Raw genomic sequence first — 14,119 nt, forward strand, 5'->3', positions numbered from 1 at the left:
GCGAGATCGCCGAATGGTTGGCAAGCCTTAAATAGTCTGGTGACATTTGCACAGGTATGTCAGAGGCACAATCAATCACCGGCGAACAGAGTATCGCACGAGAACTTACGGCGTTCCAGAACAACATCCTCATCATCCTCGCCAAGGAACCGATGTACGGCCTGGCGATCAAGCGTGAACTCGAGGATTACTACGGCACCGAAGTCAACCACGGCCGTCTCTACCCCAACCTCGACGAACTCGTCGACCTCGGACTGGTCGAAAAGAGTGAACTCGACAAGCGAACCAACCAGTACTCGCTGACCGACGACGGCTACGAGGCCGTCCTCGACGGCATCAACTGGACGCTCTCGAAAGTCGTCACCGGCGACGACCGCGCCGACGAGATCCGCGACATCATCGAGAGCAGCTACTGAACGCCACCGCGTTCGATACTGAACTCTTTTGGCGTCGACGAACCGAAAGCGACGGCCAGCAGCGACGAGTTACAACGTGGGTGAGCGGCGAAAACGTCGAAAGCAGCGGACAAAGCCCTACGAGTTCTCCTCGCGCGTCACTCGCACACCGCTTGCGTCTTCCGAGACGGCTCCGTCGATGGTCACGGACTCGCCAGCGGTCTCGAAAACCAGTTCAACTGACTCACTGAGGTGGGTCCGCTGTGCGTCCGAGGGCCAGGCGTTGCGGACGACATACTCCACCAGGAACTCCTCGAGTTCAGCCGCCGTCAGCGACTGGATCGGCTTGGCGTAGTGATTGCCCGCAAAATCGGCGAGGAGGCGTGCGTTCTCGCCGTGGGTGTCACCGTGGGCGTCTCGGACCTGCGCGACGAGTTCACGATTCCGCGCGTCGACCGCGTCCCAGTCGTCCGGATCGCCGGTGCCCTCGAGCGGGATTTCGATCGCGCGCGAGAGGTCGTCGATCNCACGATTCCGCGCGTCGACCGCGTCCCAGTCGTCCGGATCGCCGGTGCCCTCGAGCGGGATTTCGATCGCGCGCGAGAGGTCGTCGATCCGATCGGTCCTGATGACGCCGGCATCGTCGTCGTGCCACTCCTCGGGATGGCAGACGAGCACCGCATCGGCTTCCTCGCGAACGCGCGCGCTGAAGTCGTGGTCGGCGAGCAGGTCGGCGCGTCGGTTTTCGTAGGCTGCAGCCTCGTTTTCGTCGGGGGTCTTGCGCGCGAGTCGCGTGAGGCGTTCGGCTTCGGCGACGATATCGGCGGGGAGTTCGGCGTCGGGTTTCGCCGTGGCAGAATCGGTGTCGGCTGCGGTGGAATCGGTGACAGCCGTGGCGGTGTCGTCGCTCTGGGATGGCGCCTCGCCGTGTTCGGTTCCGTTCGGATCGCCCATAGTGAGTCGTTCGTGGTGGAGGACTTTCCGCTTGCTGATCTCCCTGCCGTCGATTCGCCGTCGGTCGCTGCACGCGGTCATCGAGAAACGAAACCGAGTCAGCCCTGATCGAGCGCCTCGTTCGCGAGTTCATCCGCGCGGCTGTTGACCTCGCGGGGGACGTGTTCGAGGGTCCACTCGTCGAACTCGGTCAAGAGTTCGTGGACGGTGACGCGTTTCTCGCGGAGGGTTGGATCGTTCGTGTTGTACTCACCGCGGACCTGTTTGACGATGAGTTCGGAGTCGCCGCGGACGTGAAGTTCGTCGTAGCCGTAGTCGCGCGCGGCCTCGAGAGCGGCGATCAGTGCCTCGTACTCGGCCTGGTTGTTCGTCGCACGACCGATCCGTTTACTGCCCTCGGCGACGATACCATCGCCCGTGACGATCACCCAGCCGATTCCGGCTGGGCCGGGGTTACCGCGTGCGCCGCCGTCGAAGTAGACGTGGGCGCGCCCGCCACCCTCGCGGAGCAGGGCTTCGAGTTCGCGCGGATCGCTGCCCTGGATGACGATTTTGTCGTCGTAGGCCACGGCCGTTGCGCCGCCACGACTCGCACGCCAGCGTTCGTGATCCGTATTTCCGGATTCGACGGCGACACCGGCGTCTGTGAGGCGGTCACGTGCGGCGTCGACGTCACACTCGAGAACCGGCATTCGGTCCTGTGATCGGCCAGTTCCGGATAAAGGTTTTCCGGTTTCAAATTACAAACTGCGGTGCTGACGCGCTATATCGGGCGATATTCCGCGTTTTCCGTCAATAGTCGAAACAGATTACCAAAGGTTTATGTACTATCGTGATACTACTATAAAAGTGCGATGACACGGTCCACCCGCCAGCGGGAGCGAACGCGTGAGACGGACGAGACCGAGGATCAGGAGGGGGTACGTGCCTGCCCCGAGTGTGAATCGGACAATCTCGTAAAGGACTCCGACCGGGGTGAGCTCATCTGTGAGGACTGTGGGCTCGTCGTGGAAGAGGAGAAAATCGACCCTGGCCCTGAGTGGCGGGCGTTTAACCACCAGGAACGACAGGAGAAGTCCCGCGTCGGTGCGCCGACGACACAGACGATGCACGACAAGGGACTGACGACGACGATCGACTGGAAGGACAAAGACGCCTACGGGCGCTCTATTTCGTCCAAAAAGCGCAGTCAGATGCACCGGCTGCGCAAGTGGCAAGAACGGATCCGCACCAAGGACGCTGGCGAACGGAATCTGCAGTTCGCACTCAGCGAAATCGATCGAATGGCGTCCGCACTGGGTGTCCCGCGGTCGGTCCGCGAAGTCGCCTCGGTCATCTACCGACGCGCACTCAAAGAAGACCTCATCCGCGGCCGATCGATCGAGGGCGTCGCCACCTCGGCGCTGTATGCCGCCTGTCGAAAGGAAGGGATCCCGCGCAGCCTCGAAGAAATCTCGGAAGTCTCACGCGTCGAACGAAAGGAAATCGGTCGCACGTATCGCTATATCTCGCAGGAACTCGGCCTCGAGATGCGACCCGTCGACCCGAAAAAATACGTCCCCCGCTTCTGTTCTGAACTCGAACTCTCCGAAGAAGTCCAGACCAAGGCCAACGAAATCATCGAGAAGACGGCCGAAGAAGGGCTCCTCTCCGGGAAATCACCGACCGGCTACGCCGCTGCCGCGATCTACGCTGCGTCACTGCTCTGTAACGAAAAGAAGACCCAACGCGAGGTCGCAGACGTGGCCCAGGTGACCGAAGTCACCATCCGCAACCGGTACCAGGAACAGATCGAAGCGATGGGAATCCACGGGTAACACCGTTCGCTCACCAGTCACTACCACTTTTATCGGGACCGTCCCGCTGACCAGTGTCCACACGGGACCACCGTCGACCACACTACACTGCGCAGTTTTGCCGTCTCGAACCATTGGCGACCACCGCCTCCAGTGGTCCGCATGGCTCCCACCGTAGAACCTCACTGCCCCCGACGATCGTACACTGCCGTCCGGCGCATCCCGGCGTTCCGGCGGCGTTTGCGGATCACAACCGCGCTATAGCTCCCGATCACGACTACCAGGAGTCCGCTGCCAACCATCGCCGCCACGCTGAACTCGTTCGCTGCACTGCGCCCACCATCTGGACCCATTACGAGCGGCGATACGACGAGCCAGACCCCGACGATTGTACTCAGCGCTGCGACACCGGTACTTCCCAGGTCTCTATCTGCCCGACGAGCGTAATTGTACCCTCCAGCGACTATCAGCGTCCCTCCGGTGAGAAACGCGTTCCAGCGTTGTCCCGTCGCACCGTCGACAGCGATTGCCTGTCCGATCACGACGGCCCCCAAGAGGACGATACTCGCCGAAAGCCACGTTCCCCGCCGTTCCGAGTTCGGTTCGTGTTCGATCACGTCTCGGGCGGCGACGGCATCAGCATCCCGGTCACGCTCGTCGTGTTTTGCAGTCTGCTCGTGCTCACTGGCATCCCAGGTTGGTCTGGTCATTGGTCGTACCTGGCTCACTCCGTGGTCGAAAAGAGTCTGCTGCCCACGGCTGCAGGCACCTCGAATAATTCGGGAACAATCGGACCCGGTACAGGTAACGAGAAGATAGTGATGGTAGATACGGACGCACTACTCGCTACACTCAAATCGAGCCACTGGTGCGGTGAGACCCCTGCACACCGGGGACTGGAAACGGCCGTTCCGACGGCAGAGGGGGACCGTGCGTGGCGGTCGCGCTCGCGCGCGTACGTGAGTTTTATTAGTGACCGGCCGCTATGCGAAAGCAGGTTTTAGAGTTATATGTCCCAGGAAAGCGAGTACGGTGCCGGACAGATCCAGGTCCTCGAAGGCTTGGAAGCCGTACGAAAACGGCCGGCAATGTACATCGGTTCTACCGACTCTCGAGGACTCCACCATCTCGTCTACGAAGTGGTGGACAACTCGATCGACGAGGCACTGGCCGGGTACTGCGACGAGATTACCGTCACGATCCACGAAGACGGCTCGGTCAGCGTCACGGACGACGGCCGGGGAATCCCCGTCGACACGCACGAGGAGTACGACCGCCCCGCACTCGAGGTGATCCTCACCGTCCTCCACGCCGGCGGCAAGTTCGACAACAAGTCCTACCAGGTCTCCGGCGGCCTCCACGGCGTCGGCGTGAGTGTCGTCAACGCCCTCTCCGCTCGTCTCGAGACCGAGGTCAAACGCGACGGGGGTGTCTACGAACACACCTTCGAGACCGGCGAACCCGCCGGCGACATGGAACGCGTCCGCGACATGGAACCCGGCGAGGCAACCGGGACGACGATCCGCTTCTGGCCGGACACCGACATCTTCGAGACGACCGACATGGCCTTCTCGACGCTGTCGAACCGGCTTCGCGAACTCGCCTTCCTGAACTCGGGCGTCCGGATTACGCTGCGTGACGAACGAGAGTCCGCGACCGAAGACGGCGATGAACTCGCGGAAACGTACGAGTACCAGGGTGGCATCCGCGAGTTCGTCGAGTATCTGAACGAAACTCGGTCGGCGATGCACGAGGACGTCATCTACTTCGAGGACGAAGACCAGAACGTCCGCGTCGAGGTGGCGATGCAGGCGACCCAGGAGCTACAGGGGTCGATTCACGCCTTCGCGAACAATATCAACACGCGCGAGGGCGGGACTCACCTGACCGGGTTCAAAACAGCGCTCACGCGCGTCGTGAACGACTACGCGAACGAGAACGATCTGCTCTCGGACATAGAGGAGAACCTCAAAGGCGAGGATATCCGCGAGGGGCTGACGGCCGTTATTTCGATCAAACACCCCGATCCGCAGTTCGAAGGCCAGACGAAGACGAAACTAGGGAACTCGGAGGTTCGCGGCGTGGTCGAGGGCGCGATGCACGACGGTCTCGGCACGTACTTCGAGGAACATCCCGATACAGCCCAGGCGATCGTGATGAAGGCCGTCGAGGCCGCGAAGGCACGGAAGGCGGCCCAGAAGGCAGAAGAGCTGACACGTCGGAAATCCGCTCTCGATTCCACGTCCTTGCCGGGGAAACTCGCGGACTGTCAGACGAAAGATCCGGAAAAGGCGGAGTTGTTCATCGCGGAGGGTGATTCCGCCGGTGGCAGTGCAAAGCAGGCACGGAATCCGGAATTCCAGGCTGTCCTCCCGATCAAAGGGAAGATTCTGAACGTCGAGAAACACCGTCTGGATCGGATACTGGAGAACGACGAAATCCGGAACATGATCACCGGGATCGGCGCGGGGATCGGCGACGAGTTCAATGTCGACGACGTCCGCTACAAGAAAATCATCATGGCGACGGACGCCGACGTTGACGGCGCGCACATCCGGACGCTCCTGTTGACGTTCTTCTACCGACATATGCGGCCACTGCTCGAGGGTGGGTACGTCTACGCGACCCAGCCGCCGCTCTATCGCATCCGCTATCGCGGCGAGACCTACGACGCGATGACGGACGCGGAACGCGATGAAATCGTCGAGGAGAAGTGCAACGGTAATCCCTCGCAGGTCCAGCGGTTCAAGGGGCTGGGCGAGATGAATCCCGAACAGCTCTGGGAGACGACGATGAACCCGGACAACCGCATCTTAAAGCAGATCACGATCGAGGACGCGGCTGCCGCGGACAAGATGTTCTCGGTGCTGATGGGTGACGCGGTCGAACCGCGAAAGCAGTTCATCAAGGAGAACGCACCGGAAGCAGAGTGGATCGATATATAGGGTGAGACAAACATGAGTTCAGACGTACCCGATCCGACAGACGTAGAGGCTCGTTCGGTCGAAAACATCCGCATCGAAGACGAGATGGAGCAGAGCTACATCGACTACGCGATGTCCGTCATCGCGGGTCGTGCGCTCCCGCGCGTCGAGGACGGTCTCAAGCCCGTCCACCGGCGCATCTTGTACGCGATGCACGAAATGGGCGTCACCTCGGGTTCTTCCCACCGCAAATCTTCCTCGATCGTCGGGGAGACGATGGGTGATTACCACCCTCACGGCGACAGCCCGATCTACGACGCGATGGTCCGGATGTCCCAGGACTTCTCGATGCGCTACCCGCTGGTCGACGGCCAGGGCAACTTCGGCTCGATGGACGGCGATCCGCCGGCCGCTCAGCGGTACACCGAGGCGCGGATGTCCCCGATTTCCGAGGAACTACTCGCCGACATCGACAAGGACACGGTCGACTTCTCCGCGAACTACGACGACCGCCTGCAAGAGCCCGAGGTATTGCCCTCGGCGTTCCCGAACCTGCTGGTCAACGGCTCCTCGGGGATCGCCGTCGGGATGTCGACGAATATTCCGCCGCACAACCTCGGAGAGGTCATCGACGCGACGATCGAGTTGATCGACGACCCCGAGGCGACGGTCGAGGACCTGATGGACCACGTGAAGGGGCCGGACTTTCCGACCGGCGCGAACATCGTCGGCCGAGACGCCATTTATTCCGCCTACAAGACCGGCCGCGGGCGCATCCGCGTCCGGGCCGAGTTCGAAGTCGAGGAGTGGCAGTCGGGCCGCGAACGGATCGTCATCACCGAACTGCCCTACCAGACCAACAAGGCTCGCCTCGTCGAGCGCATCGCCGAGGACGTAACCGAGGGCGATATCGAGGGGATTTCGGACCTGCGCGACGAGTCCGACCGCGACGGCGTCCGCATCGTCGTCGAGTGCAATCGCGGCGCGAACGTCGAGGTCGTCAAGAACAAACTCCTCGAGAACCACTTGGAGAAGACCTTCGGCGTTATCAACCTCGCGCTGGTCGACGGCCAGCCGCAGGTGCTCTCGCTCAAGGAAACCCTAGAGGAGTACATCGCCCACCGCCGCGAGGTCGTGCGCCGACGCAGCGAGTACGACCTCGCCGAAGCCGAGGATCGGGCCCACATCCTCGAAGGGCGACTGAAAGCGGTCGAGAACGCGGAGGATGTCGTCGAACTGATCAGAAACAGCGAGACGCGTGATGACGCGAAAGCGGCGCTGCAGGAGGTCTACGAGTTCTCCGAGGAACAGGCGACCCACATCGTTCGGATGCAACTCGGCAGCCTCACCTCGATAGAAGCCGCCGAGATCAAGGACGAGTACGAAGACGTGCAAGCCGAGATCGAGCGTCTGACGACGATCCTCGAGAGCGAGTCCGAATTACTGGGCGTCATCAAAGACGAACTCCGCGAGATCAAAGCCGAGTACGCCGACGATCGGCGCACCTCGATCATCGAGGATCAGGGCACGGTTACCCACGAGGACCTCATCCCCGAAGAAGAGGTCTTCGTCGTTATGACCGAAGACGACTACGTCAAGCGGATGCCGATCGAGGCCTTCGACCCCCAGGGTCGAGGCGGTAAAGGGATCATCGGCGCCGATGTCAAAGAGGACGACCGCGTGTCGACCGTCTTCCGCGCGAATACCCACGACTACCTGCTCTGCTTTACGAATCAGGGCAAAGTCTACCAGCTCAAAACCTACGAAATCCCCGAGATGGGCCGCACCGCACGCGGGAAATCGGCAGTCAATATTCTCGATCTCGATCCGGGCGAAGACATCACGGCGATCGTCGACACCGACGCCTTCGGCGACGACGAGTTCGTCACGATGGCAACCCGGTACGGCTACGTCAAGCGGACCGCCGGCTCGGAGTTCGACAACATCCGCTCGACCGGGATCATCGCAGCCGACCTGCAGGAGGACGACGAACTCGTCGACGTCGAGGTCACCGACGGCAGCCAGGACCTCGTCATCGCCACCGAGGGCGGCATGACGATCCGGTTCGACGAGGACGAAGTCCGATCGATGGGGCGCAACGCCCGCGGGGTCAACGGCATTGAACTCGAGGGCGACGACGCCGTTGCCGGCTTGGTTGCGACCGACGAGGGCGACGAGCAGGATCTGCTGACCGTCACGCAGAACGGCTACGGAAAACGGACGCCGCTATCGGAGTATCGCACCCAATCGCGGTACGGAAAGGGCCTGATCGACATCAAGACTGGCGACCGAAACGGTCCCGTGACGGCCGCGAAGGCGGTGTCGGCGGACGATCAGCTAGTGATGATGAGCGAGCGCGGGCAGATCGTCCGCACGCGCGTCGACGAAATTTCGGAGGTCGGCCGCAACACGATGGGCGTGATCGTGATGGACGTCGAGGCCGACGACGCGGTCGCAAGCGTCGACGTGGTTCCGGCGTCGGTGGGCGAGGCGGCCGACGCAACCGAGGAGACTGAAGCGGACGCACCCAACTGACCCGCACCCGACAGCTCGCTCGATTCGGTGTTCGGATTGAGGACCGCTGTTTCTGTGCTGAACAGGCCAATACCACGGCCTTCAGGCTGTGGATACGCGCTGTCGTTTAGTGTCACAGTCTATCACTATTCACAGGGCCGGGGATGCTAACGCGTTCGCGCACGTGGCATCCGCGGACGAAATCAGCGGATGGAAAGCTCACTGAGAGTACGCCGATAGGACGCGTTCACCGGAGCCAGTGCGGTCGCTTCCGCGCTGAACTCGAGCAACAGTAACAGTCGCGTCGCTGTGCGGAACGAGAAAACGACAGACGAGAGAACGAATTCGCTCCGTGACCCCTCAGTGTGCGGCTTCTTCGGCAGGAGCGACCATATCCTCGATGCGCAGAATGAGGATGTTGTTCGTGTCATCCTTGCCGTCGACACGGCCGTCGATGAGGAGCTTCGAGAGCGGCGTCGGGCCGACGGTGACGGCGTCGTCCTCGTGAATACCGCTGATAGCACCTTGCAGGTGGATCTCCGCGCGACAGAGTTCAGGATGGTGAACGCTCGAGAGGTCGATTTCTTCGACGATGACGTCAGTGATCGGTTCACCCTCGTGTTTGATCGGCACGGAGGCCGGATCGTCCATCTGCTGGATTTCGAGCGCTTCGAAGGCGGCAGCGGTCGGCTTGTAACCGCCTTTGGGGCCGGGGACACCTTCGACGAGCTGGAGCGCCTTGAGACTCTGCATCTGGTTGCGGATGGTACCCGGGTTTCGGTCGACCTGTTCGGCGATGTCCTCGCCTTTGATCGCGTCTTCGGATTCTTTGTGGAGATTCGTCAGTGCACGCAGGATTTTCTTCTGACTGGGGGTCAGCTCGATTGATGACATAGCGGATTATTCGTAGTTGAATTCCTTAAACCCGGCGGGTACGGTTGGCCGTTGAATCGATTTTGACGTGCGAAAGCATACCAGTACAGCCTCAAACGAACGAACAGTGGACATGAGAGATCCGCACAACCGCGGCGGCGGATTCGTGACGGAGAGAACGCGAGCAGAATCGCACAGGCCAATTGCGAGGAACGATCAGGGCACGGGTGCGGGAGGATGTCGAGAACCAACTCGACTGCAGGTGCGTCGTTATGACTCCGCTTGCGGAAGGGGCGTAACGCGGACGTGATGGGCGACACCCTCCGGTAACGAAACGTCGTCGACAGTCTCGCTCGACCGTGCAGTAACCATTCCGAAGGGAGCGACTTCGAGAATCTCGAGTTCGACGCCGGGTTCGACACCGTGAGTGGCGAGATACGACAGGACTTCCGGGTCGTGGTCGGCTACCTCTTCGACGACGACGACATCGCCCTCGGCGAACTCGGTAACCGACTTGTCCGCCGAGCGGTCAGGTGGTTCGAGATCGGCACTCGGAATCGGCGAGCCGTGCGGATCGACCTTCGGTTCGTCGAGGGCATCTGCAACGCGGGCCTCGAAGTCCTCGCTGATATGGTGTTCGAGACGATCCGCCTCGGCGTGGACTTCGGACCAATCGTAATCGAGATGTTCGGTGAGGTAGGCTTCAAGCAGGCGGTGGTGACGGACGACTTCAAGAGCGACGGTTTCACCTTCGTCCGTGAGCGTGACGCCGCGGTACTTTTCGCGGTCGACCAACCCGCGTTCCTCTAATTTCTCGAGCATGCTGGTAACGGTCGGCGACGTGACCTCGAGCGCATCGGCGATCGCAGAGGTCTTAATCCGTTCCTCGTGCTCACCCTGGAGCTGATAGATCGCCTTGAGGTAATCCTCCATCACGTCGCTCAGCATCATCGTACACCGGTTTAGATCCATCTAACCCTAAACCTGTCGACGACGATCCCTGTCAAGCCCGATATGACCGACGGCCACAGCTACGGTGCGCCCCATCACCCCACCGTGTCAACGTGAAACACACTGATACGAGTTCCAACACCTTTGTATCGTAGTGTTTCCGACTGTGACGTATGACTGAAAACGTCGTCGTACTCGGTGCCGGATACGCTGGTACCGGTGCGATCAGCAAGCTCCAGTCGGAACTCGGCGGCAACGCACGACTAACCTGGATCGCTGATGTCGACTACCACCTCGTCTTACACGAGGCCCACCGCGTGATCCGCGACCCGGACGTGCAATCCGACATCACGTTCCCCGTTACCCAGGTTGCCGATCCGTCGACTCGGTTCATTCAGGACGAAGTCGTCGGCCTGGATACTGACGACCAACTCGTCGAACTCGCGGACAGCGATCCCGTCGAATACGACTACGTCCTCGTCGCACTGGGCAGCCAGACCGCCTACTACGGCATCCCCGGGCTCGAGGAGCACTCGCTCACGCTGAAAAATCTCGACGACGCTCTGGAAATCCACGACGCCGTCAAAGAGGCAAGCCAGGACGCCACTCGCGGCGAACCCGCACAGGTCGTCGTCGGCGGTGCCGGACTCTCCGGCATCCAGACCGCCGGCGAAATCGCCGAGTTCCGCGATGCCCACCGCGCGCCGCTCGAAATCCACCTCGTCGAAGCGCTCAACGAAATCTTCCCCGGAAACGACCCGGAAATCCAGCAGGCCCTCCGAGACCTTCTCGAAGACGCCGGCGTTCGCATCCACACGGACGACCCGATTACCGAAGCGACTGACGAGGTCATCGAGTTCGATGAAGGCGAGCCACTCGACCACGACGTGCTCATCTGGACCGGCGGTATTACCGGCCGCGACGCACTCGACGACGCTGCACTCGAAAAGGAACACAACCGCGTCAACGTCGCGGCGAACTTCCAGACCTCCGTCGACAACGTCTTCGCGATCGGCGACACGGCGCTCATCGACCAAGGCGACCAGCCCGCGCCGCCGACCGCACAGGCCGCCTGGCAGGCCGCCGAGATCGTCGGTGAAAACATCTCCCGGGCGATCGAAAACCGCCCGCTCAAAACCTGGGAATACGACGACAAAGGGACCGTTATCTCCGTCGGCGAGAAGGCAGTCGCTCACGAAGTCAAGCCGGCCCTTGGCATCTCACTGCCCGTCGACACCTTCGGTGGCATCGCCGCAAAGAACCTGAAGAAGATGATCGCTGCCCGCTGGATCGCCGACATCACCTCCTGGAACGAAGCCCGCAAATCCTGGTCGGCACTGTAGTCGACGAACGCTCGCCGCCCGCCACCCGGTACCCAGCACCCAGTAACCAACACACATCGACGCCCGCGCTGAACTCGACACGGCCGATTACGCGTTTCTCGACTCCTCGCTCTCTTCGACGTCTCCGGATCCGTTGCCGTTTCCGTTATCTCCGCCCGCAACACCCGTTTGCCCCCACTCCGTTCGTTTTTGATCCGCCGTGTACGCTGTCCGACTCCGATCCCAACTCTGGCACTAACTCTCACACTCATTCCTACTCCCACCGCCCATCTTCCGCGCCGGTACACCCGCGACGGTAGTCCCCGGTTCGACATCCCTCGTCACCAGCGAGTTCGCCGCGACGCTTGCATCCGCACCGATCTCGACGCCCGGCAATACGATCGCCCCAGCACCGATCATCGCTCGTTCGCCGACGACGATCTCACCCGTCCGGTACTCATCCTGCAAGAACTCGTGACAGAGCAGTGTTGCGTCGTAGCCGACGATCGCGTGTTTCTCCACCGTGATTAGTTCCGGCCAGAAGACGTCAGGCGTCGCCTCAAGACCCCAGGAAACACCGGGTTCAACGGTGACACCGAGTCGGCGCAAGCACCACCGCCGCAGGCGGAGGCTTGGAGAAATGCGAGCAAGCCAGACGAAGAGGTAGTTGAGCGCAACCCGAAGCGGGTGCTTTGCCCGCGTCCAGTGAGCAAGCGAGTTCCGAACGCCAGGGGTGGGGTGGCGTCGAATGCGATCGTGGCGGGAACGGGAGTCATCGGCTGTCACGTCTGGGTTGTCGGTCGAGTACTACAAGAAACTGACCGATTCTAACATGGGTCACTCACCGGCAGCTGTCGGGTTACGTACCGGTCGAACCGTCAACCACCGTGTCGGCTGGCGTTCGATCAGTACGGGGGCCGACCAGTTGCCGAAACGCCTCGCTCGAGAGGTCACATCGGTAGGCCGGCTTGAAGAGCATGTTCTGTCCACCCGCGCGAACGTTCCATTCCGCTTCGATTTCCTCACGAAGATAATACTGCGCTTGTACGTTGTCCGGTTTGACGTAGTAGTCGCTGAGACGGATGGGATAGCGGTCGAAGAGGCCGCCTGGCTCGCGGCCGGCGACGATCACAACCGGTTTGTCCTGCCGGTAGAGTTCACCGTCTCGTTCCCGTGCGCGTTTCGCGTGTGCGTTCTCCGGATTGGCCGCGAGAATCGCCTCGCGGTCCGTCTCGCGCATTTCGGGGGTGATAACGGCGACGCTATCGACGGTGAAGTATCCGATCAGGTACCGGTGTGCCCGGTCTCCCCCTGGTCGACGCAGGCCGGCGTAGAAGCCAACGAGATCGCCCGGTTCGAGCGAGCGAAGACGAGAGACGTAGCCATTGGATCGATGTTCACCGTAGGTTAGCGCCTCGAAGTTCGGATCACGGTGCAGCGGCCACTCCGCGAGTGCATCGCCAGAGACCGTGTCGACACCGTTTCGGATCGGTTGTGGCTCGATCCGAGTCGTCAGGTCTGCGGCGACCCGGTCATCGTAGCGGAGGGTCCACGATCCGAGCGTCGCTGTCTCGCTCGTGTTACGAGTCTTCTCCGGAATCGGAACGTATTCGAAGCGGTTATCGTCGTACAGCGGCCCGAGTGCACCGAGGTTCGTACTGTCGGCACCGATCCCGGCGAGGACGACTGTCATCAGTTCCTCTCAGTACGAGCAGTGATAGATTAAATCACTCGATCCACACTACCGGCGAACGCTTTTCCTGTAGACGACCGTGCCTCTTCTATGGCGTCCAGAACACCCATCGAATGTCCACTGTGCCGTGAATCTCCGGTGCAAGAGCAAGAACTCGAGGAGCATCTCGTCTCAGTCCATACGAAACGAAAACTCGCAAAATTCGTCGCCTCGGAAACGCGAGCGATGGACGAAGGGGATATTTCCGAGTGAACGACCACGCGGAAGCGAGAAAACAGCCACGGTCCCGACGCTGACAGGCGGGTCACTCACGTGGTGTGATCGAAACCGATCCTCCCGCATCGACCGCGACACGATACTCGCAGTATTCGAACGTGAGCCGTCCGGCGGGCCGAGAGTGGGTCGGTGTCGATCCGAAGAGGCCGGTGATCGCAGCGGGATCGATGGTGTCGTACAGCGGCGGTAACTCGGTCGTATCACACTGTTCTCGTTCAGCGACCGCCTCGACGATTTTCGTACAGAATTCATCCGTCTCTGAGGGATGTGATTTAGGACGGGGTGCCATGGCTGGATACCAGAACTCGATAGTCATAAGAATGGTCCCGGCATTCTCGATAACCGGTATTGGCGCCCATATTACTGGGTTTTTCGGAGGGAAAAATCCAGTGCATCTGTTAGAGCGAACTGTCGAACGCAA

The 14,119-nt window shown here is 61.1% G+C and carries 13 protein-coding genes; 5 read left to right on the plus strand and 8 right to left on the minus strand.

Annotated elements, in window-relative coordinates; all coding sequences use genetic code 11:
• Positions 1-56: 56 nt before the first annotated feature.
• On the plus strand, positions 57-416 hold the full coding sequence (locus C481_RS09175) for a PadR family transcriptional regulator (protein WP_006108911.1): 360 nt from the start codon (positions 57-59) through the stop codon (positions 414-416).
• Positions 417-533: 117 nt separating this feature from the next.
• Here the strand turns inward: C481_RS09175 and C481_RS09180 are convergent, their stop codons facing one another.
• Both C481_RS09180 and rnhA read right to left on the minus strand, forming a co-directional pair.
• The gene (locus C481_RS09180; protein ID WP_049904567.1) at positions 534-1,349 is read right to left on the minus strand and encodes a DUF7108 family protein; all 816 of its coding nucleotides are present in this window, start codon (positions 1,347-1,349) and stop codon (positions 534-536) included.
• A gap of 98 nt (positions 1,350-1,447) precedes the next feature.
• Positions 1,448-2,041 carry a ribonuclease HI gene (rnhA, locus tag C481_RS09185; protein WP_006108913.1) on the minus strand — a complete coding sequence of 198 codons (594 nt, stop codon included), beginning with the start codon at positions 2,039-2,041 and terminating at the stop codon, positions 1,448-1,450.
• A 162-nt stretch (positions 2,042-2,203) separates the two neighbouring features.
• Here rnhA and C481_RS09190 point away from each other — a divergent pair, with 162 nt between their 5' ends.
• Positions 2,204-3,166, plus strand: a complete 963-nt coding sequence (locus tag C481_RS09190; protein ID WP_006108914.1) for a transcription initiation factor IIB — start codon at positions 2,204-2,206, stop codon at positions 3,164-3,166.
• Positions 3,167-3,327: 161 nt separating this feature from the next.
• Here C481_RS09190 and C481_RS09195 read toward each other — a convergent pair whose 3' ends face one another.
• Entirely contained in the window at positions 3,328-3,855 is a 528-nt protein-coding gene (locus C481_RS09195) for a hypothetical protein (RefSeq protein ID WP_006108915.1), read from the minus strand.
• A gap of 300 nt (positions 3,856-4,155) precedes the next feature.
• Here C481_RS09195 and gyrB point away from each other — a divergent pair, with 300 nt between their 5' ends.
• Together gyrB and gyrA are read left to right on the plus strand one after the other, a co-directional pair.
• On the plus strand, positions 4,156-6,090 hold the full coding sequence (gene gyrB, locus C481_RS09200) for a DNA topoisomerase (ATP-hydrolyzing) subunit B (protein WP_006108916.1): 1,935 nt from the start codon (positions 4,156-4,158) through the stop codon (positions 6,088-6,090).
• Between the two features lie 12 nt (positions 6,091-6,102).
• Positions 6,103-8,604 (plus strand): DNA gyrase subunit A, encoded by a 2,502-nt coding sequence (gyrA, locus tag C481_RS09205; RefSeq protein WP_006108917.1) that lies wholly within the window; start codon positions 6,103-6,105, stop codon positions 8,602-8,604.
• A gap of 339 nt (positions 8,605-8,943) precedes the next feature.
• On the opposite strand, the gene C481_RS09210 is transcribed toward gyrA, so the two are convergent.
• Positions 8,944-9,477 carry an Rrf2 family transcriptional regulator gene (locus C481_RS09210; RefSeq protein WP_006108918.1) on the minus strand — a complete coding sequence of 178 codons (534 nt, stop codon included), beginning with the start codon at positions 9,475-9,477 and terminating at the stop codon, positions 8,944-8,946.
• Between the two features lie 249 nt (positions 9,478-9,726).
• Positions 9,727-10,407 (minus strand): metal-dependent transcriptional regulator, encoded by a 681-nt coding sequence (locus tag C481_RS09215; protein WP_049904569.1) that lies wholly within the window; start codon positions 10,405-10,407, stop codon positions 9,727-9,729.
• A 173-nt stretch (positions 10,408-10,580) separates the two neighbouring features.
• Between C481_RS09215 and C481_RS09220 the strand changes: the two genes are divergently transcribed.
• Positions 10,581-11,750 (plus strand): NAD(P)/FAD-dependent oxidoreductase, encoded by a 1,170-nt coding sequence (locus C481_RS09220; RefSeq protein WP_006108920.1) that lies wholly within the window; start codon positions 10,581-10,583, stop codon positions 11,748-11,750.
• A gap of 234 nt (positions 11,751-11,984) precedes the next feature.
• Here the strand turns inward: C481_RS09220 and C481_RS09225 are convergent, their stop codons facing one another.
• The 3 genes from C481_RS09225 to C481_RS09235 form a co-directional block, all read right to left on the minus strand.
• Positions 11,985-12,515, minus strand: coding sequence for an acyltransferase (locus tag C481_RS09225; protein ID WP_049904551.1), 531 nt, complete (start codon positions 12,513-12,515; stop codon positions 11,985-11,987).
• Between the two features lie 73 nt (positions 12,516-12,588).
• Positions 12,589-13,422 (minus strand): Nmad3 family putative nucleotide modification protein, encoded by an 834-nt coding sequence (locus C481_RS09230; RefSeq protein ID WP_006108922.1) that lies wholly within the window; start codon positions 13,420-13,422, stop codon positions 12,589-12,591.
• A gap of 304 nt (positions 13,423-13,726) precedes the next feature.
• Positions 13,727-13,987 (minus strand): HalOD1 output domain-containing protein, encoded by a 261-nt coding sequence (locus C481_RS09235; protein ID WP_049904570.1) that lies wholly within the window; start codon positions 13,985-13,987, stop codon positions 13,727-13,729.
• Positions 13,988-14,119: the final 132 nt, after the last annotated feature.

The sequence above is a fragment of the Natrialba asiatica DSM 12278 genome, from assembly GCF_000337555.1.
GTDB classification, from domain to species: Archaea; Halobacteriota; Halobacteria; order Halobacteriales; family Natrialbaceae; genus Natrialba; species Natrialba asiatica.